22 protein-coding genes, 1 tRNA gene and 1 pseudogene are annotated in these 19,170 nt (G+C 55.8%); 16 read left to right on the forward strand and 8 right to left on the reverse strand.

The window, feature by feature from the left end:
- Positions 1 to 33: 33 nt before the first annotated feature.
- The 5 genes and pseudogenes from EHN06_RS10760 to EHN06_RS10780 form a co-directional block, all read right to left on the reverse strand.
- A pseudogene (locus EHN06_RS10760) lies at positions 34 to 150 on the reverse strand (radical SAM protein); the annotation flags it as partial.
- 40 nt (positions 151 to 190) lie between these two features.
- On the reverse strand, positions 191 to 640 hold the full coding sequence (locus EHN06_RS10765) for a SixA phosphatase family protein (RefSeq protein ID WP_127332579.1): 450 nt from the start codon (positions 638 to 640) through the stop codon (positions 191 to 193).
- Between the two features lie 23 nt (positions 641 to 663).
- Complete coding sequence (locus EHN06_RS10770; protein ID WP_127332580.1) at positions 664 to 1,731, reverse strand: NAD(P)H-dependent glycerol-3-phosphate dehydrogenase; 1,068 nt, start codon at positions 1,729 to 1,731, stop codon at positions 664 to 666.
- A 69-nt stretch (positions 1,732 to 1,800) separates the two neighbouring features.
- A complete protein-coding gene (locus EHN06_RS10775) occupies positions 1,801 to 2,292 on the reverse strand; it encodes an STAS domain-containing protein (RefSeq protein ID WP_127332581.1) in 492 nt (163 codons plus the stop codon).
- A gap of 13 nt (positions 2,293 to 2,305) precedes the next feature.
- Positions 2,306 to 3,514: a PP2C family protein-serine/threonine phosphatase gene (locus EHN06_RS10780; protein WP_127332582.1), complete on the reverse strand. Its 1,209-nt coding sequence runs from the start codon at positions 3,512 to 3,514 to the stop codon at positions 2,306 to 2,308.
- A 114-nt stretch (positions 3,515 to 3,628) separates the two neighbouring features.
- Here EHN06_RS10780 and EHN06_RS10785 point away from each other — a divergent pair, with 114 nt between their 5' ends.
- Positions 3,629 to 5,089, forward strand: coding sequence for an HD domain-containing protein (locus EHN06_RS10785; protein WP_127332583.1), 1,461 nt, complete (start codon positions 3,629 to 3,631; stop codon positions 5,087 to 5,089).
- Positions 5,090 to 5,120: 31 nt separating this feature from the next.
- On the opposite strand, the gene EHN06_RS10790 is transcribed toward EHN06_RS10785, so the two are convergent.
- Positions 5,121 to 6,137: an NAD(P)/FAD-dependent oxidoreductase gene (locus EHN06_RS10790; RefSeq protein WP_127332584.1), complete on the reverse strand. Its 1,017-nt coding sequence runs from the start codon at positions 6,135 to 6,137 to the stop codon at positions 5,121 to 5,123.
- A 114-nt stretch (positions 6,138 to 6,251) separates the two neighbouring features.
- On the opposite strand from EHN06_RS10790, the gene EHN06_RS10795 reads away from it, so the two are divergent.
- The 10 genes from EHN06_RS10795 (at position 6,252) to EHN06_RS10840 (ending at position 14,735) form a co-directional block, all read left to right on the forward strand.
- Positions 6,252 to 7,208 (forward strand): acyl-CoA desaturase, encoded by a 957-nt coding sequence (locus EHN06_RS10795; RefSeq protein WP_127332585.1) that lies wholly within the window; start codon positions 6,252 to 6,254, stop codon positions 7,206 to 7,208.
- Positions 7,205 to 7,672 carry a nuclear transport factor 2 family protein gene (locus tag EHN06_RS10800; protein WP_127332586.1) on the forward strand — a complete coding sequence of 156 codons (468 nt, stop codon included), beginning with the start codon at positions 7,205 to 7,207 and terminating at the stop codon, positions 7,670 to 7,672. Before EHN06_RS10795 ends, EHN06_RS10800 begins: the two co-directional genes overlap by 4 nt.
- The gene (locus EHN06_RS10805) at positions 7,669 to 8,469 is read left to right on the forward strand and encodes an SDR family NAD(P)-dependent oxidoreductase (protein ID WP_127332587.1); all 801 of its coding nucleotides are present in this window, start codon (positions 7,669 to 7,671) and stop codon (positions 8,467 to 8,469) included. The genes EHN06_RS10800 and EHN06_RS10805 overlap by 4 nt, the downstream gene beginning before the upstream one ends.
- Positions 8,466 to 9,731, forward strand: coding sequence for an NAD(P)/FAD-dependent oxidoreductase (locus EHN06_RS10810; protein ID WP_127332588.1), 1,266 nt, complete (start codon positions 8,466 to 8,468; stop codon positions 9,729 to 9,731). Before EHN06_RS10805 ends, EHN06_RS10810 begins: the two co-directional genes overlap by 4 nt.
- A gap of 2 nt (positions 9,732 to 9,733) precedes the next feature.
- A complete protein-coding gene (locus EHN06_RS10815) occupies positions 9,734 to 10,654 on the forward strand; it encodes a DUF1365 domain-containing protein (protein WP_228257274.1) in 921 nt (306 codons plus the stop codon).
- Positions 10,642 to 11,913 (forward strand): SAM-dependent methyltransferase, encoded by a 1,272-nt coding sequence (locus EHN06_RS10820; protein ID WP_127332589.1) that lies wholly within the window; start codon positions 10,642 to 10,644, stop codon positions 11,911 to 11,913. The genes EHN06_RS10815 and EHN06_RS10820 overlap by 13 nt, the downstream gene beginning before the upstream one ends.
- Entirely contained in the window at positions 11,910 to 12,431 is a 522-nt protein-coding gene (locus EHN06_RS10825) for a DUF2878 domain-containing protein (RefSeq protein ID WP_127332590.1), read from the forward strand. The genes EHN06_RS10820 and EHN06_RS10825 overlap by 4 nt, the downstream gene beginning before the upstream one ends.
- A complete protein-coding gene (locus tag EHN06_RS10830) occupies positions 12,428 to 13,174 on the forward strand; it encodes a hypothetical protein (RefSeq protein WP_228257275.1) in 747 nt (248 codons plus the stop codon). The genes EHN06_RS10825 and EHN06_RS10830 overlap by 4 nt, the downstream gene beginning before the upstream one ends.
- Positions 13,175 to 13,272: 98 nt before the next feature.
- Complete coding sequence (gene xthA / locus EHN06_RS10835; RefSeq protein WP_127332591.1) at positions 13,273 to 14,085, forward strand: exodeoxyribonuclease III; 813 nt, start codon at positions 13,273 to 13,275, stop codon at positions 14,083 to 14,085.
- A gap of 20 nt (positions 14,086 to 14,105) precedes the next feature.
- Positions 14,106 to 14,735, forward strand: coding sequence for a TetR/AcrR family transcriptional regulator (locus EHN06_RS10840; protein WP_127332592.1), 630 nt, complete (start codon positions 14,106 to 14,108; stop codon positions 14,733 to 14,735).
- A 12-nt stretch (positions 14,736 to 14,747) separates the two neighbouring features.
- On the opposite strand, the gene EHN06_RS10845 is transcribed toward EHN06_RS10840, so the two are convergent.
- Entirely contained in the window at positions 14,748 to 15,167 is a 420-nt protein-coding gene (locus tag EHN06_RS10845; RefSeq protein WP_127332593.1) for a phasin family protein, read from the reverse strand.
- Between the two features lie 371 nt (positions 15,168 to 15,538).
- On the opposite strand from EHN06_RS10845, the gene EHN06_RS10850 reads away from it, so the two are divergent.
- From EHN06_RS10850 to hemH, 4 genes are all read left to right on the forward strand, one after another.
- The gene (locus tag EHN06_RS10850) at positions 15,539 to 15,976 is read left to right on the forward strand and encodes a YeeE/YedE family protein (protein WP_265936892.1); all 438 of its coding nucleotides are present in this window, start codon (positions 15,539 to 15,541) and stop codon (positions 15,974 to 15,976) included.
- Positions 15,977 to 15,980: 4 nt separating this feature from the next.
- Entirely contained in the window at positions 15,981 to 16,430 is a 450-nt protein-coding gene (locus tag EHN06_RS10855) for a DUF6691 family protein (protein ID WP_127332595.1), read from the forward strand.
- Positions 16,431 to 16,514: 84 nt separating this feature from the next.
- Complete coding sequence (locus EHN06_RS10860; RefSeq protein ID WP_127332596.1) at positions 16,515 to 16,946, forward strand: TIGR01244 family sulfur transferase; 432 nt, start codon at positions 16,515 to 16,517, stop codon at positions 16,944 to 16,946.
- Between the two features lie 52 nt (positions 16,947 to 16,998).
- Positions 16,999 to 18,108 carry a ferrochelatase gene (gene hemH / locus EHN06_RS10865; RefSeq protein WP_127332597.1) on the forward strand — a complete coding sequence of 370 codons (1,110 nt, stop codon included), beginning with the start codon at positions 16,999 to 17,001 and terminating at the stop codon, positions 18,106 to 18,108.
- 62 nt (positions 18,109 to 18,170) lie between these two features.
- Here hemH and EHN06_RS10870 read toward each other — a convergent pair.
- Positions 18,171 to 18,261, reverse strand: a tRNA-Ser gene (locus EHN06_RS10870).
- Between the two features lie 210 nt (positions 18,262 to 18,471).
- Here EHN06_RS10870 and EHN06_RS10875 point away from each other — a divergent pair.
- Positions 18,472 to 19,170 (forward strand): Bax inhibitor-1/YccA family protein, encoded by a 699-nt coding sequence (locus EHN06_RS10875; RefSeq protein ID WP_127332598.1) that lies wholly within the window; start codon positions 18,472 to 18,474, stop codon positions 19,168 to 19,170.

Below are 19,170 nucleotides of genomic sequence, written 5' to 3' on the forward strand. Positions count from 1 at the left end.
AGGGGTTTTTAGTACAGAAATTTAATTCTACTAATCACAGAAGGTGCATTTGTTCCAGGAGCAGCCATTGGTGACTGGCAAAATGAGGGATTTCGCCTCGCTGGGCGGTCGGAAAACGGGTTCTACGTAATCGATGGGAAAACTGTACATATAGGAATCGAACACTCTCTTCTGCTTTGACTTGCCTGAATCAGGGCAGGAACTGGGCCCTGATATCCGCGCACCCCGGCCCTACAACTGGCATTTCCAGAAGAATCGCCTGGGAGGTCATGAACGGGATACCGCGGCGATGCCCATCCACCAGCAATGTGGACAAGGCACCAACGAATGGCATGTGGGAAACCAGCATCAGCGGCGATGTCACCACTTCCAGCAATTCATCCAGGCAGCGCCCAGGGTCGTCATCCGGCGTTATGAAGTCCTTTTCAATCACCGGGCAATTGATGATTTCGGACATGATCGCCGCCGTCTGTCTGGCCCGGACCAGCGGGCTACACCAGACAATCTCGGGGCGCCAGGGAGATTCAGCAATATCCGCCGCCACGGAGGCAACCGAGGCACGTCCTGCCTCAGTCAGTTCGCGTTCCTGGTCGATGGTGTGCCAGCCGGCTTCACCATGACGCATAACGATCAGATGCACGGGCTACCTCCGGCTTTGATGGTTTATTGGCTGATGGTCCGGGGCAGAATGAATTCCACATCGGAGTTCTGGACCGACATCATCAGGCTGTTGATGACTGCGCTGATCGAGGCGCCGTCATACAGAATTTCATATAGCCCACGTACCAATGGCATATAGATACCAATTGCTTCCGATTTTTCCTTAACCAGCTTGAGTGTGTAAATACCCTCAGCCACCTGCCCAAGCTCAGCCACCGCGTCGTCCAGATTCTTGCCCTTACCGACTGCGTAACCGACACGATAGTTCCGGCTTTTCGGAGAGGTGCAGGTCACAATCAGGTCACCGACTCCGGCCAGCCCCATAAAGGTCATCGGGTTGGCACCAAGGCTGACGGCAAACCGGCTCATTTCCGCCAGCCCGCGGGTAATCAGCATGGCCTTGGCGTTCTCACCCAGATCACGGGCAGCAGCGAGCCCGGACACAATGGCATAGATGTTCTTGAGTGCGCCGGCCAGCTCTACCCCGTAGACGTCCACATTGGCGTAGACTCGAAAATACTCACACCCCAGGAGATCCTGCACGGTACGCCGCACTTCCGGATCCTTCGCTGCGATAACCGTCGCAGTCAGGTCCTTGTTAACGATTTCCCCCGCCAGGTTGGGCCCGCTCAGCACCCCGATACGGCAGCGCGGAATCTCCTCCTGGAGAATCTCACTCATTAACTTGAAACCGACCTCCTCAATACCCTTGGTGAGGCTGATAACGATCTGATTGTCCGAAAAGTCCTTGCTGTGCTCCCTTATGACAGCCCGGAATGCCTTGCTCGGGATGGCCAGAAAAACCACTTCGGCCTTGCCGATGGCTTCCGGCAGATTCGTGGTCGGCTGTACATCGCCTTCAAGTTTGACTCCCGGCATGTATCGGCTGTTCACACCGGTATCGCGGATCTCTTCAACCTGGGCTTTGTCACGCATCCAGAAATGCACGGTGTGACCGTTGTCCGCCAGCACCTTACTCATGGCGGTGCCAAAGCTGCCGCCGCCCAATACGGCTACATCACGGCCAGTGGAGGACGCCCCTGTTGTTTGCGGGTCTTTTTGATCAGGCATAGTTCGTCCGTTCTTTTATTGGATCTGATGAGGTCGCGGCTGCCATGCTCACAGGAGACGTGGCCGTGATCAGCCGTGTTCTTCACATTCCAGGGCGCGAACCAGATTCTTGAACTCTTCCCTGTTGCGGCTGTTCAGCCCCATCAGTACACGATGAGCGTCCAGCACCTTGTCGCGAACCTGTTGCTCACTGGCGCGCAGCACGGGAATTTCCTCAAGTTCTTCAATCCGGGAAGCGGGCTCACGAACAATGATGAAAATCTTGTCGAAACCCATGGAAGTGATGATTCGGGTAATGTCAGGGTTGGTGGAAACCAGTGTGGGCAGGAAATGGCTTCTTTTCTGGGCCGCCATGGCGATCTTTGCCAGCAGCCCCAGGGTCGTACTATCGATGATCTCGCATTCGGTAAGATCGATCACCACCGTCTTGAAGTGAGGATCCTGGGTGATGGACTCAACCAGATTATCCAGCGTCGAACAAAGGTTCAGCCGGATTTCCCCGATAAACTTCAGGAGGTAAATACCCTGATTTTCGGCTTGCAGGATCTTGTAACCAGCCATATTTACACTGCCACTAATTCGACGACGTGTTTTCCGAACCGGATATCATATCGGTAACCGAAACGATCGCGATATCGTCCGGCAACTCTGTAATCGCATCAAGATTCAGAGCCTGGTTCAGAGATGCGATAGTGTGACGGCCTCCCGACACGAGTTCAAGTAATGTCTGCTCCTTTTCATCCAGGCTCTTTGCCGGAATGACCTCCAGTATGCCATCCGAAAAAAGGATAAGCCGGAACGGTTTCTCAAGTGGTACTTCGTACACCTCCCATTCCGGTGATTCAAACAGACCGACCGGTAACCCACTTCCCTCCAGGAAAGCCGTTCTGCCGCCTTCAAAGGACAGAATCGGCATTGGGAAATGGGCACCTACCGCATAATTCAATTTACGCTCATTAACGGAGATTATGCCAACAAATACGGTTACGTGTTTACCGAGCCCGGTATCCAATAGCTCCGAATTGATCCGCTCCAGGAAACGATCGGGATACAGAATGTCATCACTGGATCCTCGCCGGAGATTACGCTGGAGTCGATTGGTGAGATTTTTCAGCAACACCGTAACGAACGCTGAGCTGGCGCCATGACCGGAGACGTCAGCGATATAGACCAGCACTTTATCGGCCGATATGCGGAAGTAGTCCAGAAAGTCTCCGCTCAGATACAGGGACGGTTTGATCAGATGGGAAACACTGAGGTTGGCCAGTTGCTGGTCATTATCCGGCAACATTCTCAACTGGACCTTACGCCCTGCCCGCTGGTCCGCCCGCAATTCCGCAATACCATTACGCAGGTCCCGGTTCGCTTCTTCAAGCTCCTGACGATACAGTTGGTTCAGGCGGTTAATCCGTACCCGGTCAAACAGTTTGCCGATCACATCGTCCAGCGCGGCTTTGTCATCGGCGCAGTTTTTCAGGAGAAAGTCAGCTGCCCCGGCCCGGAGGGCATCCACCACTGCCACCGAATCCTCAGTATCGGAACAGGCCACGATGGGCGTGAATGTTTCCAGGTCTTCCAGCCGGGACACCAGCTCACGGATTTCTCCTGGCGGTATGTCCACAAAGATAACGTCCGGAATCGACTGGGCAAACATTCTGATCGCTGTGCTGATATCCTGACACCCGGTCACATAGAAGCCTCTGGTTTCAAGATGCCGGCTCAGTTCGGTGCGTGCTTTCTCATCAGCGTCAATTATTAGTATGCGCTCGGTGCGCGATGTCATGGCTTCTGCCCTAAACTACCATCGGTAAAGGATAAATCGGGTACTTATCGCCTATTCTGGCACGACCCTGTGATATAACAAGGCAAGTTTGATGATTTTGGGAGAAATCAGGTAATGAGGCGCGCCGTAAACGATCTGCTCGGAGCTTACGACAAACTGATCATGGATCCGGTTCACGGGGGTATTCCGCTGTACCGCCACGAAATCCGGGTCATTGACCACCCTTTGTTCCAACGTCTGCGCAACATTTGCCAGAATGATATTCTCAGCCTTGTTTTCCCCGGGGCGACCCATTCCCGCTTCCTGCACAGTATCGGTGTCATGCACGTCGGCACCCGCATGTTCCGTTCAATGATTGATGCCTACCTCAGGGAAAAGCAGTTGAGCGAGAAAACAGATCTCAGTCTGAGCCAACTGGATGCTATCGATTACCTGGCGAAAACCATCCGGCTGGGCTGCCTGCTACACGACAGCGGGCACTCCAGCTTTTCTCACCAGTTTACTCAGGCCCGCCGCATTCATGACCTGATGTCCCGCCCGGGTCGGTTCGAAGACTTGTGGGAAGGCGTGGATTACTCTGCCTATCACAGTAGCCAGCCTGGGGAACTCGAGCACGAACACTATTCCGTGCGGGTTGCCCATGAAGTGCTGACGGACATTGATGTCCAGGCCGCCGGACTGGATGCTCGGGACGTCATCGGCATTATGGAAACGACCGATGTGCAGCCCAGCGAGGCATTCTGTAACCACGCCCGTACCTTCTGGGCCTTCATCGCTGGTGACGACGCCCATTCCGGCGCTCTCAGTCACGCCGACATACCCCGCCTGGTGATGGATCTGCTCTCTTCCATCGTGTCCGGAGAAATCGACGCCGACCGGGCCGACTACATGCTCAGGGACGGCTTTCATTCGTCAGTGACCATTGGCGGGTTCAATCTTGACCACCTGCTCAGCAACCTGCGGTTCGGATGGGATGTGTCGGAGCCCTGGCTGGGACTGGCGATCACCCAGAAAGGTCTCGGCGCCCTGGAGGATTTTGTCTACAGCCGCCATCAGATGTACCGCAAGGTGTACGCCCACAAGACCGCTCTCGGTTTCGACTGGCTGCTGCGGGAGGCCATCAACGAAGTACTGGAGGACCCGGAGAGCTTTGAGTGGGTCGATACCTGCCTCAGTAACATGCAATATTTTGCCGAGTTGACGGATAACTTTTTCTGGGAGGCCTTCCGCAAGGTCGCCCGCCGGCACCCCAACAGCTTCTCCCGCTGCATTGTTGACCGGATCAAACTCAACCACCTGGATACCCGGGAAGACCTGACGGCCCAGGGCATCAAGAAGCACTGCCAGTGGTTGGCGAAGGAGCTGAATCTCGAGCCCGCGCGGGTGGTTACCTGTTCCATGCGCGCCCGATTCTCGAACATTCAGGAGAACTTCAACGGCATAAAGGTGTTGGTCCGGGCGCCTATCAACCGCAAGCGATCACTACGCAAGATCACCGAGGTCAGCGCCTTTTTCAGCAAATTCAGTGACGACACCATTACCCACTTTTATCTGCAGCCGGATGTGACGACCTAAGGGTGATGCCATAACACAAGTGCCCCGTTGGTTACCGGGTCATGGTTGTCACCAGCGCGCTGGCACTGTCAAACGCGCCTTCCACTCGCCCCCCGGAGAGCCAGTCTCCGGCCAGCCCGATGCCTTCGGCCGGAAACCACAGACATCCAGGCCGGTCATCGCTATCGGAGCGCGCGTACAGCCAGCGGTGGGCAACGGTCTGGTCGGGCATTGCCGCACAACCAGCTACCTCCCGAAAAGCCTCGAGCATGGCGTCAGTAACCTTATCCGCAGGTGTTTCTATGTGTTCCGCGGACCATTGCGAGGTCGCATGGAGCACCCACCACTGCCCCGGGTCTTCCCGGCCCGGCTTGCTGGAATTATTGGCAATCCAGGACAGCACAGCGTTGTGCGGACGCATACCTTCGAATTCCGCCACCGGTGCCGACTCAAAATGAGCCGCCACCGCCCAGCATGGATGAATAGCGGACACAGGCCCATCCAGAATGGAGGCCAGATTCATCAGGCCACTGTTTGCCAGCAGGTCACGGGTCTGGGCGGGAGGCGCAGTAACAATTACATGGTCGAAAGGCCCGTAACGCCGCGAAGAGGTATCTGTCAAAAACCACCCCCTGTCATTCCGGGCCATTCTATCGATACGCACCTCTGCCCGGACGTCTGTATTCGAAGCCAGCGCACGGCTGACGGCCGTCATCCGAGGGATGCCAACATATCGTTCCTCATCGGGAAAAGCCTGCCATCCCCCATCCGGCTGTTGAAAACCAAAACGCCCCTGCCATGGGCCGAAACAGTTCTTTCCCGCGTTCTTTTCAAGAAAGCTCCTGAACGCCGGATTCCGGATCGTGAAATACTGCGCTCCGATGTCCGCAGACCCGCCAGCAACCCGTTTGGTCGCCAAACGGCCGCCTGGCCCGCGGCTTTTCTCGAACACAGTCACTCGGTGATTCTGCTGTTTCAGCAAAATTGCGGCAGACAAGCCGGCCAACCCTGAACCAACGATCGCTGTACGGCGTATATCAGAGCACTGGCTATTTTGATGATTCGTCATTGATGGTGCATCCAGAAGCGGGTGTTTGAACGTAATTGAGAACAGGTATTTCAACGTACGGTTTTCTGAACTCTTAACAGTAACAGCTACTCACGAAACAAGGGCAGTCTGGGTATGACCCGAGCGCAATACTGGCTAACAAACATTCTGAGGTGGTTCGATTCCTCCGCCGGTTTGGATCACATCGACGCCTCATCACGATCATTCAACGTTGTACGGGTTATCCCCTTTATTGCGTTACACCTGGCATGTCTGCTGGCTTTCTTTACCGGAGTCAGCGGATTCGCCCTCGCGTTCGCCCTGGGCTTCTTTGTCCTTCGGATGTTCGCCATAACCGGTTTTTACCACCGGTATTTTGCCCACAAAACGTTCAAAACCAGCCGTCCGGCGCAACTTGTCTTTGCCATCCTGGGGGCCAGCGCCGCCCAGCGTGGTCCCCTCTGGTGGGCGGCACATCACCGACATCATCACCAACATTCCGACCAGGAGGAAGACTTGCATTCCCCTCATCATGGCGGATTCTGGTGGTCTCATGCCGGGTGGTTCACCTGTGATGCCGGCTTTGCGATGGACGAGAGGCGTGTCAGGGATTGGCTCAAATTCCCGGAGTTGCGCTTCGTCAATCGCTTCGATTCCCTGGTGCCGGCAGCCGCGGCCGTCATGATATACGGTCTCGGGGAAGCGCTTGCTGCCTGGGCCCCTGGGTTGGGCACCAATGGTTTTCAGCTCCTTGTCTGGGGCTTCTTTATCTCAACGGTTGTCTTGTTCCATACCACCGTGTCCATCAACTCGCTGTCTCATGTCTGGGGCAAACGCCGGTTCGACACTCCGGATGACAGTCGTAACAATTTCTGGCTCGCCCTGCTCACCCTTGGCGAAGGTTGGCACAACAATCATCATCGCTGGCCCCAGTCAGTCCGCCAGGGTTTTCGCTGGTATGAAATCGATATGACCTGGTACGGACTGTGGATTCTATCCAGGCTCGGTATCGTCTGGGATCTGAACCCGATTCCACGGCACATTCAGGAAGAAACCCGCAAACTCGACGCGCAAAAGAGGAAGCTACCGTGAGCACTGCCCCAGCTATTGAAGTTGGCACCAGGAAATCCTCCGTTGAGGTTACCCTCGAACGATTCCGGGGGTTATTCAACTCTCTTGATGCCGGCAACCTGAGCAAACTGTCGTCGGTGTACAGTGACACCGTACAGTTTCAGGATCCACTCTCCTCGGTATCGGGGCTGGACGAGCTAAACCGCTATTTTGCCGGTGCCTACGCCAATGTCGTGTCCTGTACGTTCGAGTTCGGCGACCCGGTCATCACTGGGGAAAATGCCGCAATCACCTGGGTTATGCACCTTCGCCACAAACGTATTCGTCGTGGGCGGGAGATTCGCGTCCACGGCATGAGCCGCCTGGTGATTCAGGACGGAAAAGTCACTCACCACCGGGATTACTTTGATGCCGGCCAGTTATTGTATGAACACCTCCCCGTGATTGGTCGGTTCATTCGCTGGATCAGGATCCATGCAGCATGAGTAAACGGCTAGAAACCCCCTCTAATATCTGGATCACCGGCGCCGGTTCGGGCATTGGCGAGGCTACCGCCCGATCGTTGCTTGATCTGGGCCACCGACTGGTTCTGACCGGAAGGCGCCGCGAACCTCTGGACGCGATTCAGGCCATATCACAGGATCGCGTGACCGTGGCTCCTGCAGACATCACGGATCAACTGCAGCTGCGGAGCATAGCGCCGCAACTTGAGAGCCATGGTGACCTGAACATGGTGATCCTCAACGCGGGCACCTGCGAGTACCTGGACGTGCGGCATTACAGCAGCGATGTCATCGCCAACAACCTGCAGATCAATGTGGTTGGTACAGCACGGTGCCTGGATATCGCCCTACCCGCGCTCCGCCGGACGCGCGCCAAGGGCCAACCTGCGACACTGGTGATTGTCAGCTCCTCCGCCTGGTGGTTCCCATTCGGACGTGCCGAGGGTTATGGCGCCTCCAAGGCCGCTCTCAGCTACTTCGCCCATTCCCTCAGAGCGGACCTGGCGGCCGAGGGCATTGACGTGGTGGTCGTATCGCCGGGCTTCGTCAAGACACCGCTGACGGACCGTAACGATTTTCCAATGCCGTTTCTGGTCACTGCGGAGGACGCCGCGAATCGAATTGTGAATGGGTTGGCGCACGGGCGGCGTGAGATTGCGTTTCCCAAACGTTTTACCTGGACCTTGCGCCTGCTTGGCGCCTTGCCCCGTTCAATCATTGATCGCATGTCCGCGGCCATGGCCCGGCAAAGTGACCACTCTCAGGACGTACCCAAATGAATGAACCTCGTCAGCGCATTGCTGTCATTGGCGCCGGAGTTTCCGGCCTCACTGCTGCCTGGCTGCTATCGGAACATCATGATATTCAGCTTTTCGAGGCTGGTGACTATGCCGGTGGGCATACCAATACCGAGGCCGTCGAGGCCGGCGGAAAGGAGTGGCCGGTCAACACAGGCTTCATCGTTTTCAACGACTGGACCTACCCTAACTTTATCAAGCTGATGGATCGCCTGGGCGTGACTTCAGAAGTCAGTGACATGAGCTTCAGCGTGGATTGCCGCGCAAATGGCCTTCAATACAACGGAACCAGCCTCAACACCCTGTTTGCCCAGCGCAGCAACTTACTGAATCTGCCATTTTTGAAGATGATCCGGGAGATTCTCCGGTTCAATCAGGAAACCCGTAAGGATCTGGCGTCTGGCGCCATTAACGATGAAGAAACGCTTGGCGAATACCTGAACCGGAACCGTTACTCCCGCTATTTCCGGAATTACTACATCGTGCCCATGGGTGCGGCCATCTGGTCCGCACCGGAAATCGTGCTGGAACGTTTCCCGATCCGTTTCTTCCTGCAGTTTTTCAATAACCACGGCATGTTGTCTGTGGACGACCGGCCAACGTGGCGCGTCATTTCGGGAGGCTCTTCACAGTACGTCACCAAAATGATGGACAGACTCGGAGAGAAAACCCACCTGAACAGCCCCGTAGAATCCGTTACCCGACTCTCTGACAAGGTTCTCCTGGCGACCCGGGGTGAGGAGCACGAATTCGATCAGGTGATCTTCGCCTGTCACAGTGACCAGGCGTTGGCCATGCTGTCAGATCCAACGGATGAGGAACGCAGCATCCTCGGCGCTATCGCCTATCAACGAAATGATGTGGTGTTGCATACCGACAGCTCGGTACTGCCGTCAAACCGGCGTGCCTGGGCCGCCTGGAACTATTTTATACCAGAGCACAGTACCGAGCCGGTCTCCGTCACCTATAACATGAACATCCTGCAGAATTTCCACGATGCACCGGAAACCTTCTGCGTCACCCTGAACCGCAGCCAGGATATTGCCGAAGAGCGCGTCATCAAACGTTTTGAATACGCTCATCCGGTCTTCACGCTCGACGCAGTGGCCGCCCAGAAACGGTACCAAGAGATAGGTAACCGCAACCGCAGCCATTTTTGTGGCGCCTATTGGTTCAACGGATTCCATGAAGACGGAGTCCGTAGCGCTCTCCGAGTCACTCAGGCCTTTGGGGTGGAGCTCTAGGTATGGCTATGCATGGCGCCAATCCAGCTGTTCACCCGCTTGCCAGCCATTGGCTCGCGGGCAGTATCCGGCATCGCCGAAAAACTCCGGTCGCTCATGAGTTTCAGTACAACACCGGGATGCTGGCACTCAACCTGAACGAATGGGAACGTGTTACCCGAATCAGCAGGCTGTTCTCCCTGGAGCGTTTCAACTGGCTGTCACTGTATCGTAAGGATTATTTTGCCCCTGACTCCGGTGATCTTGCGCAAGCCGTAAGAGACCATGTTGAAACTGCCACAGGCTGGCGGCCAGACGGAGCGGTCGAGCTGATTACCCACCCCCGCTACCTGGGATATGTGTTCAACCCGGTCAGTTTCTACTTTTGTTACGCCAGTGGCGAGCGGCCGGAAACCGGCGCGGTCCCGAAAGTTATTCTGGCCCAGATCACCAATACGCCCTGGCACGAACGCCACGTGTATTGCCTGGAAACCATTGGCAGTGACGCAAGCCCGGCGGGTTGGCGGTCGGAGCGATTTGGCTTCAACAAACGATTTCATGTATCGCCTTTCAATGGCATGCACCAGCACTATCAATGGACGTTCAATTTCCGTGGTCCCGAATTGCGGATTCACATGAATGTGCTTGAGAACGGTTGCAAACAGTTTGATGCCACTCTGGTGGTCCAACGTAGCCCGCTGACACGTAAACAACTACACAAAAACCTGCGGCAGTTTCCTATTGAAGCCCTGAAAGTCGCCGCGGGTATTTACTGGCATGCCCTGAAACTCAAACTCAAGGGCGCGCCTTTCTACACCCATCCGGACAAGTTGCAGGAATCCGATGCCGCTTTCAGGCTGGGTTGCAGTGACCGCGGGCTTGATGTGACTGATACAAACAATACGGACAAGACAAGTGGAAGGGTGAGCTCATGGAGAACCTGAATACCTCACTGGAAACCGGTATAGGCAATACATCCGTTCCAGTCACCAGCCGCATAGCAAAGCGCCTGGTCTGCCAGCAGTTGGCGTTGTTGAAAGAAGGCATCCTGACAGTGAGAGAACAAGGTTCTGACGACCTGGTCTTCGGTGACGGCAACACAAGCTATGCGCCCGCAGAGCTTATTATCCACCACCACAGCACCTGGCGGGATCTCCTGACCGGCGGTAGCGTAGGGGCCGCCGAGTCCTGGGTTGCCGGGGACTGGCAGTCGCCGGATCTGGTCGCCCTGCTCCGCTTCTTTACCCGTAACGTCGACCGGATGAATGCGTTCGAGGACCGGTTCAGCTGGCTCACCAAGCCGGCACTGAAAAGCCTGCACTGGCTGAACCGGAACACCAGGACCGGATCACGGAAAAACATCAGCGCCCATTACGATCTGGGTAACGACCTGTTTGAAACGTTCCTGGATCCAACCATGATGTACTCTTCGGCCATTTACCCACACCGCGAAAGTACACTCGCCGAAGCATCTGTGTACAAACTGGATACTATTTGCCGCAAACTGGATCTGCAGCCCGGTGACCATGTCATCGAGATCGGTACCGGCTGGGGCGGATTTGCCATTCATGCCGCCAAGCACTACGGCTGTCATGTCACCACGACCACCATATCGGAAGAACAGCTGGCTCTGGCGAAGCAACGGGTCGCAGAGGAAGGCCTGACAGATCGCATTACGTTGTTGTTCGACGATTACCGGGATCTGGTTGGCCAGTTCGATAAGCTGGTGTCCATTGAAATGATCGAGGCGGTGGGCCCTCAGTTCCTCGACAGTTACCTGAGCCAGATCTCCGGTCTCCTCAAGCCGGATGGCCTGGCACTGATTCAGGCCATCAACATGCCGGAGCAGCGTTATCAGCGCGCCTTGCGTAACGTTGATTTTATCCAGCGTTACATTTTCCCCGGCAGCTTTATCCCGTCCTTCGGGGCCATCCTCGAATCTGTTCGTAAAGGCAGCGACCTGGTGCTGACGCATGCAGAGGATATTGGTTTCCACTATGCCCGCACCCTCCATGACTGGTGTGACCGATTCATGGCCAACCACAAAGCCCTGGATGCCATGGGGTACGACCAGGCATTCCGCCGGCTCTGGCACTTCTACTTTGCCTATTGTGAGGCCGGCTTCAGCGAACGCGCGATTGGCGTCGCCCAACTGGTGCTGGCGAAACCGGGCAACAAACGGGACAACATTCTGAGCTTATGATCCGCTCCGACACCGCTCGCAACATCCTGAACTTTGTACTGTTCCAGGCCGGCTGGTTGATCTGCGTGCTGTATCCGGGACTGCTGGCGGCGGGTGTTGTCGCATTGTTTCTGGTCGCGCATTTCGTTCTGGTCAGCCAGCACCGCTGGGTTGAAGCTCAGTTTATTGGCTTTGGCACAGTGGTTGGCGGTGTCCTTGATGGTATCTGGTTTCAGACCGGTGTACTGGCCGATGGTACGGGCCAGGTCATGCTTACCCCGATCTGGCTGGTGGCAATCTGGGCCATCTTCATGACAACCCTGAGCCACTCCCTGCAATGGGTCAGCCGGAAACCATGGCTGCCCTGGGTGCTTGCCCCCATGGCGGGTCCATTTGCCTACTGGTCCGCCAGCCAGTTGGGCGCGGTCGAGTTGCCGATGATGAACCTGTCACTGGTGGCATTGGCACTCGGGTGGATGGTGGTCTTCCCCCTGCTGTTGCTTGTTCGCAACGCGCTGTACACGGAGCTTGCGTCATGAACACTTCCCAATCGGTACCTGTTGCGTTCGCCTGGCTGCTGGCCACCGGTGCGTTTGCTGATGAATCGAAGTTCCAGTTCATTGGTCGTGCCAGTGATGGTGGCTCAGTGGTGTATGAAGAACATCATTTCGTCTCCGGTACCTGCCGCGATGGGATCTGGCGACCCACCACACATTCGGTGGAATACATAAGGCCGGAGGACAATCGTCAGGTTTTCGCCACCAAGGAACTGGATTATCAACACTCTCCCCTTCGTCCGGAGATGGATTTTCAGCAACCTGAGTTCAACGAATCCATCACCGTAAAGCAGGCGAATGACGATACCCTCGCCATCCAGTGGCGCACCCCCTCGGGTAACATGGAAAAGTTCAATGTCAGCTTTAATGACGCCGTCGTTGTGGATGCAGGTTTCGATAACCTGGTCCGCCGCCACTGGGATGCGGTCATCTCGGGGGACGCCGTCGACTTCCGCTTCCTGGGCCCGACTCGCGGCGACCATTACGGCTTTATTATGGAGCCGGTAGTGACTGACAGGACCAATGCAGCCCACACCATCCGAATACGGCCTTCCGGCATGATTGCCCGTTTTCTGGTGGACCCAATCATTCTGGGCTATAACCAATCCGGTGCCCTCACGGATTACATCGGCCTTAGCAATATCCGGGCATCGGTAGATGGTAACTACACCGTCCACATCCGCTATGAGATCACCCGGCAACCGGATTGTGAACTGACTCCCTGAGCGCGTCCTCTCAGCCAAGGCGGAATCCCTGACCGGCTGTGGTAAACTCCGGCGTTAAGCCCAAGCCACAGAGCCAGCGAATCAGAGAGTACTCAGCGATGACCTTCGTTTCCTTCAACGTCAACAGTATCCGTACCCGCCTTCACCAGTTGGAAGAAGTGATCAACACCCTGACCCCGGACGTGATCGGTCTTCAGGAAACCAAGGTCACGGATGAGGATTTCCCTGTGGAGGCGATTCGGGAACTCGGTTATCACGTGTACTTCCATGGCCAGAAAACCCATTACGGCGTAGCGCTGCTGTCACGGCAGGAGCCAGACAAGGTCATCAAGGGGTACCCATGGGATGGCGAGGACGCCCAGCGCCGCCTGATTACGGGTCAGTTTTCCATGAATGGCGAGAAAATCACCGTTATTAATGGCTACTTCCCCCAGGGTGAAAACCGGGATCATCCGGTAAAATTTCCTGCGAAAGAGAAATTCTACCGCGATCTGATGCGTTACCTGGATGAACTGAAAGCAGAAGGCGGCCATGTGGTGCTCATGGGTGATATGAATATATCGCCGACGGACAAGGACATCGGTATTGGGGCCGATAATGCCAAACGCTGGCTGCGCACCGGTAAATGTTCATTCCTCCCGGAAGAGCGTGAATGGCTTGGTCAGGTCGAGAGCCGCGGCTACACTGACGTCTTCCGCCATCTCCACCCGGAAGAAGCCAATACTTTCAGCTGGTTCGACTACCGCAGCCGGGGATTTGAGCGGGAGCCGAAACGGGGCCTGCGCATCGACCTGATCATGGCCAGCGACAGTCTCCTGCCCCTGGCCAGGGAGGCCGGCGTGTCCTACGATATCCGCGCCATGGAGCGGCCGTCGGACCACTGCCCGATCTGGGCCCGCTTCGACCTTTAATTCCGGAACCAGGCCGCGATATGAAAAAAATCAAAACCCGCGACCGTATACTCGATACCAGCCTGATGCTGTTCAATGGCGTTGGTGAACCCAACGTGACGACCCTGCTGATCTCCGATGAACTGGAGATCAGTCCCGGCAACCTGTATTACCACTTCAAAAGCAAGGGCGACATCGTCGGAGAGCTGTTTGACCGTTATGAAGAGGAGATGAATGACCTGCTTGCGGTGCCGGAGGACGTGGAAATCAGCCTCGACCAACAGAGCTTTTTTCTTCATCTGTTGTTCGAAACGGTCGCGCGCTATCGCTTTCTCTACCAGGATCTGGTCAATGTCCTGTCCAGGTACGATCAGTTGCAGAACAGGTTCAAGCGGGTACTGAAAAAGAAAACAGCAGCGTTTGCCACTATATGCAGTAGCCTGCAGCAGCAGGGTATGATGGAAATCAGCGACAGCCAACTTTCATCACTTTGTGAACAGTTAACGCTAACCGCTTGTTATTGGAGCAGTTATGACAGCTTATCCCATCTGGATGACCGGGATGCTGTCGACCCCGGCCGGGGTGTCTACCAGATGATGCAATTATTGCTGCCCTACCTCGGCCCCGAGGAGAAGGAACAGGTCTGCCTGATGAGTCAGGACTATTTGTAACGCCCCCTCACCTTACTCTTCGGAATCATCCTCGATATCGCCCCGCAAACGGCGCAACTCGGACTCCAGCGCCTCGATACGACGCTCCAGAGCGTCAATTTCCTCGCGGCGGTGGATTCCCAATCGACGCAACGCTCCGGACACGCGCTGATCGAACATGTGTTCGAGCCTGTCCCAGGTGCCTGTGGCGCGCTCTCGAACATCGCCCACACGGTCTTCGACGGTCTTGATCTGTTTCTCAACCACGCCGCGGGTTTTGTTCTCCAACTGCTCCCCCTCCTGGACCAGCCGCTCAAAGAACCGGCCGGCGTCTTCTTCCGCCTTGGTGTAAGCCCCCAGGCCCGCCAGCCAGATCTGGCGCGCGGAATCCTTTATCTTGCCCGCCAGCTGCGGATCATTCTGGGACTTGTTTTCGTTTTCATCATCAGACATGTAACAACCTCGGGGCTCAAAACTGCATAGTCGCACCATTGTATTACAGGCAATGGTGAATTTCAGTGGATAGTGCCTGCCTGTAACCCGCACAACAACAGGCGGCAGTATAAGCACTCAATCAATATGAAAAAATGTTTTCAAAGTAAAACGACTCTGGCTTGAAGTGTACAAATTATAGTCAATACTTCCCTATACCGGTGTCCCTGCTGATGCCGGTTTGTCTGGAAGTCTTTCATGGATACTACTCGCACGCCTCTGCCCGGCCACCAGTGCCGGGCTTTTTTTGCTCAATCGGCACATATATCTATTACATCTATGCTTATTCCATTTATAATTCCAGGCTGTCCCCACACCTGAAGGAGCGCTCAATGATTGACATCGCGTGGAACAGTTTCACTCCCTGGTCCGCCCTTGTCGGTGGCCTTTTGATCGGACTGGCAGCCGCCAGCTTTATTCTGCTTAACGGTCGCATTGCCGGTATCAGCGGCGTCCTTGGCGGGCTACTTTCGCCTCGTTCTGGCGATATTGGATGGCGGATTGCCTTTATCCTCGGATTGGTTGGCGCACCTGCCGCCTGGCTCATGGCGGCTGAGTTGCCGGCCATAAGGATTGAGGCCGACTACCCTGCCATCATCGCCGCCGGTCTGCTGGTTGGAATTGGCACTCGATACGGTTCTGGCTGCACCAGCGGTCACGGCGTATGTGGACTATCCCGGCTATCACCCCGATCCCTGACGGCCACCCTGTGTTTTATGGCAACCGGTTTCGTGACCGTCTACCTGCTTCGACACGTTTTCGGAGGTTAACAAAATGAAGTATTCACTCTCAGCATTTGGTGCCGGACTGGTTTTCGGGCTGGGCCTTCTGGTTTCAGGAATGGCAAACCCCGAAAAGGTCCTTGGTTTCCTCGATATCGCAGGTCTTTGGGATCCTTCCCTTGCCTTTGTCATGGCGGGCGCAATCTTCGTCGGACTTTTCGCATTTGCCATGGCTCGCAGAAGAACACTCAGTTTTCTTGGGTTCAACATGAAATTACCGGACAGCAACCGGATTGATCCTCGCCTTGTCGTTGGCAGTCTGATGTTCGGTGCTGGCTGGGGCATTGCCGGTTTTTGCCCCGGCCCCGGACTGGTCGCACTGGGAGCGGGCGAAATCAAGGCTGCGGTGTTTGTCGCATCGATGATTGCAGGTATGGTGATCTTTGAAATCATTGAGAGAATCCGCGCCGCAGCACCCGGTAGGCAATTTCCGGTAAAATAATGCCCAGCCGCTCTGAAAGATCCGTTCTGCTATGTCATCATTGCGGCACACTTTTCCATCCACATCCAAAGGCCTGTTTGCATTATGGACCTGAGAAAGATCGACGATCAGATAACCGTGGCTCCCCAGATCACCGTTGACGACGTAGCGGAGATTGCCAGACTGGGATTCAGGACCCTGGTTGCCAACCGACCGGATCACGAGGAACCGGGGCAGCCGCCTATGGCCGAAATCGAGGCCGCCGCCCGGGAACATGGACTGGAGTGGGTGTATCTGCCCGTGGAATCCGGCAATATCACCGACCAGGATGTGGAACGGTTTGCCCCCATGATCCAGCAGGCCGAAGCTCCCGTATTGGCCTTCTGTCGTTCAGGGACCCGTTGCACGGTTCTGTGGGCCCTGAGCGCAGCCCGCAACACCCCCGTCGAGGTCATATTCACCAAGGCACGGAATGCCGGCTATGATATCAGCGGCCTGGCTCCCAGGCTTGCACAGCAGGCGAACAGGCAGGGGTAACGCGAACCGGACACTGCCCTGAAGCCACCAATCGCCAGCCAGGAATCAACAAATGCAGTACAAAGGCATAGAGAACTTCAATCACAGACAGCCGGAAAAGCTTGGCGTTCTGGTGACCAATCTCGGTACGCCAGACGCCCCAACACCCTCCGCGCTTCGACGTTATCTCGCTGAATTCCTGTCTGACCCACGGGTGGTGGAACTGCCTCGCCCCCTCTGGTGGCTGATACTGCATGGCATCATCCTCAGAATACGGCCCCGCAAGTCGGCCAAAGCCTACGCCAGTGTGTGGCAGCCAGAGGGTTCGCCTCTGCTGACGCATACCGCCAATCAGGCTGAAGGTATTCGGAAGGCTTTGGCCAGGAAGTATGGCAACCAGGTTGTCGTCGGTTTTGCCATGCGTTATGGCAACCCCTCCATTGCCAATGTGCTGGATGAGATGCAGGACCAGGGTGTCCGCAAGCTGATTGTACTGCCGCTCTACCCCCAGTACTCGGCGTCAACTTCGGCATCAACCTTCGACGCCATCGCAAAGGATTTCACCCGTCGGCGCTGGTTGCCGGATCTGCGCTTTATCTCCCACTATCCGGATTACCCTCCCTACATTGAGGCAATGGCTGCCCATATCCGGGCCCATTGGGAGCAGCACGGGCGAAACGAAAAGCTGATCCTGTCCTACCATGGCATTCCATTGAAATACCTTAAAAAAGGTGACCCGTACCATTGCGAATGCCATAAGACATCCAGATTGCTTGCCGAATGCCTCGACATCGGGCCGGATGAGTATCTGACCACCTTCCAGTCCCGTTTCGGCAAGGAAGAGTGGTTGAAGCCTTACACCGACGAAACCCTGAAATCGCTGCCTGCCCAAGGCGTCAGCTCAATTGACGTATTCTGCCCCGGCTTCTCCTCGGATTGCCTGGAAACCATCGAGGAGATCAACGAGGAAAACCGCGAGTACTTCCTGGAATCCGGCGGCAAGGGCTTCAGCTACATTCCGGCCCTGAACGCGACGCCCGGCCATGTTGATGCTCTGGTCAGGCTGATTGAAGATAACCTTCAGGGCTGGTCTCTTCCGGACAACAGCCCGGCAACACTGCAACACCGGGATATCCTGGCGCAACAACAGAAGGACGCCATGTACCCGGACAGAACGCTCTGAAGGTGTATGAACGGGGAAACTGAATTGCTGACTAAGGAAAGTACTGCAAAGAAGAGGAAAAATGGCGGTGGGCCAGGGATTCGAACCCCGGGACGGCTACTAACCGTCGGCGGTTTTCAAGACCGCTGCATTCAGCCACTCTGCCAGCCCACCGTTTTTCCATCGCCGTCATTGCGACAGCGGTGAGCATGATACCGGAATTGCCTGCCCTGTCAACGCCCTGCATAAAGTCGACCGGGATTTTGAACATTAACAGCATTTAATGAAATCTGTTGCGTGCTTTTCTGTCGTAAATGATTGAAAGTTGCGGTAGTGACATTATAGTGGTGTCAGTGACCAGACGTTTTACCAACGGAGATGACAATGGAAGACAGACGATTCGGCGTTCGCAATAATCAGGGGGCCTATTCCGCACCCCAGACTGAGCGCGCGACCACAGGCATCAGCGCAGATGCCATGAACGTGTTGCGCAATACCTACATGTTGCTGGGCATGACCCTGGCCTTCTCGGCACTGACTGCCTTCCTGAACATGAACGGCACTCACCCGGGATTCCTGATCACCATTGTTGGCTACATTGGCCTGCTGTTCGCAACTTATAAGCTGAAGAACAGCCCCTGGGGCATTCTGACCACGTTCGCCCTGACCGGCTTCATGGGTTACACCCTGGGCCCGATCATCGGCTCTATCGTGGCTGCCGGCGCCTCACAGATCGTCGCCCAGGCGCTCACACTGACGGCAGTCGCCTTTGTTGGTCTGTCAGCCACCGCACTCATCACGAAGAAGGACTTCAGCTTCATGTCCAGCTTCCTGACCGCCGGTGCGTTCGTGCTGATCGGTGCCATGGTTCTGGCCTTCATCATGGAAAGCTCAGTGCTGCACCTCGCAGTCTCTGCTGGCTTCACTATCTTCGCCTCCATCATGATCCTGTTCGAGACAAGCCGGATCATCAACGGTGGTGAGCGAAACTACATCATCGCGACTGTCGGTCTGTATGTTGCCATCTACAACCTGTTCGTCAGCCTGCTGCACCTGCTGATGGCGTTCAGCGGCGAAGACTGA

The organism is Marinobacter sp. NP-4(2019) (assembly GCF_003994855.1).
In the GTDB taxonomy this organism is placed as follows: Bacteria; Pseudomonadota; Gammaproteobacteria; order Pseudomonadales; family Oleiphilaceae; genus Marinobacter.

What these genes read in the sequence shown, in the direction of transcription:
- EHN06_RS10770 (WP_127332580.1), bottom strand. Translation starts at nt 1,731, where the DNA reads ATGCCTGATCAAAAAGACCCGCAAACAACAGGGGCGTCCTCCACTGGC.
- EHN06_RS10775 (WP_127332581.1), bottom strand. Translation starts at nt 2,292, where the DNA reads ATGGCTGGTTACAAGATCCTGCAAGCCGAAAATCAGGGTATTTACCTC.
- EHN06_RS10780 (WP_127332582.1), bottom strand. Translation starts at nt 3,514, where the DNA reads ATGACATCGCGCACCGAGCGCATACTAATAATTGACGCTGATGAGAAA.
- EHN06_RS10785 (WP_127332583.1), top strand. Translation starts at nt 3,629, where the DNA reads ATGAGGCGCGCCGTAAACGATCTGCTCGGAGCTTACGACAAACTGATC.
- EHN06_RS10790 (WP_127332584.1), bottom strand. Translation starts at nt 6,137, where the DNA reads ATGACGAATCATCAAAATAGCCAGTGCTCTGATATACGCCGTACAGCG.
- EHN06_RS10795 (WP_127332585.1), top strand. Translation starts at nt 6,252, where the DNA reads ATGACCCGAGCGCAATACTGGCTAACAAACATTCTGAGGTGGTTCGAT.
- EHN06_RS10805 (WP_127332587.1), top strand. Translation starts at nt 7,669, where the DNA reads ATGAGTAAACGGCTAGAAACCCCCTCTAATATCTGGATCACCGGCGCC.
- EHN06_RS10810 (WP_127332588.1), top strand. Translation starts at nt 8,466, where the DNA reads ATGAATGAACCTCGTCAGCGCATTGCTGTCATTGGCGCCGGAGTTTCC.
- EHN06_RS10815 (WP_228257274.1), top strand. Translation starts at nt 9,734, where the DNA reads ATGGCTATGCATGGCGCCAATCCAGCTGTTCACCCGCTTGCCAGCCAT.
- EHN06_RS10820 (WP_127332589.1), top strand. Translation starts at nt 10,642, where the DNA reads ATGGAGAACCTGAATACCTCACTGGAAACCGGTATAGGCAATACATCC.
- EHN06_RS10825 (WP_127332590.1), top strand. Translation starts at nt 11,910, where the DNA reads ATGATCCGCTCCGACACCGCTCGCAACATCCTGAACTTTGTACTGTTC.
- EHN06_RS10830 (WP_228257275.1), top strand. Translation starts at nt 12,428, where the DNA reads ATGAACACTTCCCAATCGGTACCTGTTGCGTTCGCCTGGCTGCTGGCC.
- xthA (WP_127332591.1), top strand. Translation starts at nt 13,273, where the DNA reads ATGACCTTCGTTTCCTTCAACGTCAACAGTATCCGTACCCGCCTTCAC.
- EHN06_RS10840 (WP_127332592.1), top strand. Translation starts at nt 14,106, where the DNA reads ATGAAAAAAATCAAAACCCGCGACCGTATACTCGATACCAGCCTGATG.
- EHN06_RS10845 (WP_127332593.1), bottom strand. Translation starts at nt 15,167, where the DNA reads ATGTCTGATGATGAAAACGAAAACAAGTCCCAGAATGATCCGCAGCTG.
- EHN06_RS10850 (WP_265936892.1), top strand. Translation starts at nt 15,539, where the DNA reads ATGATTGACATCGCGTGGAACAGTTTCACTCCCTGGTCCGCCCTTGTC.
- EHN06_RS10855 (WP_127332595.1), top strand. Translation starts at nt 15,981, where the DNA reads ATGAAGTATTCACTCTCAGCATTTGGTGCCGGACTGGTTTTCGGGCTG.
- EHN06_RS10860 (WP_127332596.1), top strand. Translation starts at nt 16,515, where the DNA reads ATGGACCTGAGAAAGATCGACGATCAGATAACCGTGGCTCCCCAGATC.
- hemH (WP_127332597.1), top strand. Translation starts at nt 16,999, where the DNA reads ATGCAGTACAAAGGCATAGAGAACTTCAATCACAGACAGCCGGAAAAG.
- EHN06_RS10875 (WP_127332598.1), top strand. Translation starts at nt 18,472, where the DNA reads ATGGAAGACAGACGATTCGGCGTTCGCAATAATCAGGGGGCCTATTCC.